This window comes from Pseudoalteromonas sp. S16_S37 (assembly GCF_014694405.1).
Lineage (GTDB): Bacteria > Pseudomonadota > Gammaproteobacteria > Enterobacterales > Alteromonadaceae > Pseudoalteromonas.
Window position 1 is genome coordinate 1 of the sequence record NZ_JAAUWV010000116.1, and the last position, 2,867, is coordinate 2,867.

The 2,867-nt window shown below is 41.8% G+C and carries 4 protein-coding genes; 2 read left to right on the top strand and 2 right to left on the bottom strand.

The window, feature by feature from the left end; translation table 11 throughout:
- Positions 1-299: 299 nt before the first annotated feature.
- Entirely contained in the window at positions 300-785 is a 486-nt protein-coding gene (locus tag HC733_RS21880; protein WP_190367094.1) for an efflux RND transporter permease subunit, read from the bottom strand.
- 123 nt (positions 786-908) lie between these two features.
- Positions 909-1,976, bottom strand: a complete 1,068-nt coding sequence (locus tag HC733_RS21885) for an efflux RND transporter permease subunit (protein ID WP_238937665.1) — start codon at positions 1,974-1,976, stop codon at positions 909-911.
- 28 nt (positions 1,977-2,004) lie between these two features.
- Between HC733_RS21885 and HC733_RS21890 the strand changes: the two genes are divergently transcribed.
- Both HC733_RS21890 and HC733_RS23695 read left to right on the top strand, forming a co-directional pair.
- Positions 2,005-2,271, top strand: coding sequence for a hypothetical protein (locus HC733_RS21890; RefSeq protein WP_190367096.1), 267 nt, complete (start codon positions 2,005-2,007; stop codon positions 2,269-2,271).
- Between the two features lie 155 nt (positions 2,272-2,426).
- Entirely contained in the window at positions 2,427-2,642 is a 216-nt protein-coding gene (locus HC733_RS23695) for an ATP-binding protein (RefSeq protein WP_446727649.1), read from the top strand.
- The last annotated feature ends 225 nt before the right edge of the window (positions 2,643-2,867 follow it).

The following is a 2,867-nucleotide window of genomic DNA, read 5'->3' on the forward strand; positions in this document are numbered from 1 at the left end:
AGGTCCTTATTAAGAGAAAGCCCGATTCGAAAGAGTCGGGCTTTTTTGTTTTGGTGCTAAATCGTCTCGTACAGTGCACAGGTGATGCACATTGATAAAGAGACGAATTAGCGCAAGGTGAAGGGAGCGACTTCACAGCTGCTAAGCCATACTCCCTCAGTTAAGTAGGCGAGTCCCTCAGCAACAGCTAAACTGGCTCATCTCACCTTGCGCAAAGGAAACGCCCTCACTGCTTCGTTGTCGTTAACCCTTTGCACCCTACTTGCGCAAAGGAAACGCCCTCACTACGTTCGCTGTGTTCACCCTTTGCATCTAAGCTTGTATGAGATTGCATGGCTACATGGAATGACATAAAGAATAATAAAGGTGGATGTGATTGAGCCAAATGTTAAAGCTATCGCAAATGGAACTAAAAAAAGCGCCTGTTCAGAGGTCTCCATTAGCATTGGGAGCAAACCGATAGTTGTCGTAACTGAGGTCAAAACAATGGCCCGAAATCGGTTTATAGACGCTGTAATAATGGCGGTATAATGATCCAAACCATTTGCCACTAATTGATTAACCTTATTCGTTAGAACTAGTGTGCCATTGATGACGATACCCGATAATGCCACCATACCAAACATACTGTTTGATGTAAGTGTATGCCCCATTAAAGTATGTCCTACTACGGCTGCCGCCAAGCAAAAAGGAATGGTGCTCAAAACGATAACGCCTTGAGAATAACTCCTAAATAATGATGCCACAAGAACGTACATACAAATACAAGCTATCAAAAAGCCCATTAATAATGCTTGTTAGCGTTCCTTGAAAGCCTAATTCAAGGCCTGAATATTGTGCTTTTAAATTGGGAAAGATCTCTTTCGCTAACATATTGTGGATAATAGAGATATTAGCTGAGAGAGGGGCTACATTACCGCCGATAAGGATATTTTTTTGCCATTCTCTCGCTTTATCTGGGGTGTACTTTGAGCATGATTGAATATTGCTGCTTGAGAAATAGGTAGCTTCGCGCCATTAGAGGCTTTAATAATAAAGTTATTTAATACAGAGAGGGAGTTTTTCTGCGAAACGGGTAAACGCACCCATACTTTAACCACTTCGTCGTTTCGCAGGAACCGAAGTGCCTCAGCTCCGAAGAACGCAGCTCTTAACTGTTCACCTAAAGAAGACTCTGTCAGGCCTAACGATTTAGCGTCTTCTGAGAGCGTGAATTCCATCAGAGGTTTGCCTTGTGTCAGACCATCACTGACATCAAATATTACCTCAAAAGAAGCAAGTGTAGAGGCAAGTTGCGATGCTGCTTTTGCTAGTAACTCAGCATTATCATGATGCATTTCTAAATAAATTCCGTTCGCTCTACCAAAGCCAATGAGGTAATCAAATTGCAACGATTTTGCTTGCGGAATATCACTCGCTTTTGCCCTCCATAGATTTGCGAACTGTCGTTGTGAGAAGCTTCTGGTTGATTCATCTTTCAGGGTTGTTGTGACTGTTGCTGAGGTTGCTGAGGTTGCTGAGATTGCTGATTGCATCCCTGCCACCAGTTCTCTGCTTTGTATGTCATCTAAAGTCCCTAGCTCTTCAATCGCGTCAATACCTGCTTGTTCAATGCGACGAGCAACGTGTAATGTTTGCTCAAATGATGCATTAACAGGCATTTCTAAACGTGCGCTAACTTTTTCTGATGGTACCTGCGGATACCATCCAAAATCGATACGTCCAGATTGCACCCATGAAAAAGTCAGCATCAGTGAACCCAAAGCACATATATGAGTTGTGTACTTATGTTTTAAACAAAGCTGTAAACTAGTTAGGTAGTACTGGTCCCTAAAATACTCAAAAGCTTGTCCTGCTAGATTGCCTGTGGCGTTTACCCTTTGAGATGTGGACTCTGAATTGTTTAAGTTTTTGTCATTTAAATGGGCGGGAAGTAGGAAGAGTGCGTCAAAATAAGACACTGCAAAAACAACCATTGCAACAATGGGTAACGACCTTCAATAGATGATTGAATTATTTAATAAGATGCAGCAACAGGTGTTGAATGTATTGAAAAGTCGCACAGTTGTGCTTGGTGCTATTAGCCACGATATTCGTGCGCCATTAACGGCGTTAAAGCTCAAAATTGCGCTAGTGGAAGATGATGACTTAAAAGCGAGTTTGAATATTCATATTGATAAAATAGAGCAAATGATCACTTCTAGTTTGGATTTTCTTAAAGGACCGCATGCGGGGAAGCAAAGAAAAATGTTAATTTATCAGCGTTATTAGCGTCTGAATGCCCTGATTTTAAAGAACTAGGTTTTCAGGTTGTCTTTTCTAGTCCGAAAAAAGTAGCTTTATTGTGCCGCCCTAATGTGCTTGCACGTGCAGTGCGTAGCTTGCTAGAAAACTCCGCTAAATAACTAAGGGCAGCTAAGTTATCACTGAGTGTTTCGAAACACAGTGTTTGCATCGAGTTGTGTGATGAAGGGCCCGGTATTGCTGAGCGAGATATAGAGCGCATATTTGAGCCCTTTGAGCGTTTATCTAAGGTGAGGGAAAGTGACCAAGGAGGCTTTGGACTTGGACTACCAACTGTTAAAGCGATTGTGGAGGGTCATGATGGACAGATCAAATTAAACAATATGAACAGCCCCTAGGGACTCAAGGTCACAATTACTTTGCCAATAATCTGTTAGAGAGTAGTTTATTGTACATAGGAAGTAATGTGGACTCCGTCATGACTTTTGTCATCTCAAGAAATGGTGTGACCTTACGGCAAGATAGCGCAAATAAGTAAAAACCATCCGGCATACTTGATTGCAACCTAAACAACTAAGGTGTGATCAATGAATACCACAACATCATTAGAGCAAATTAAAGCA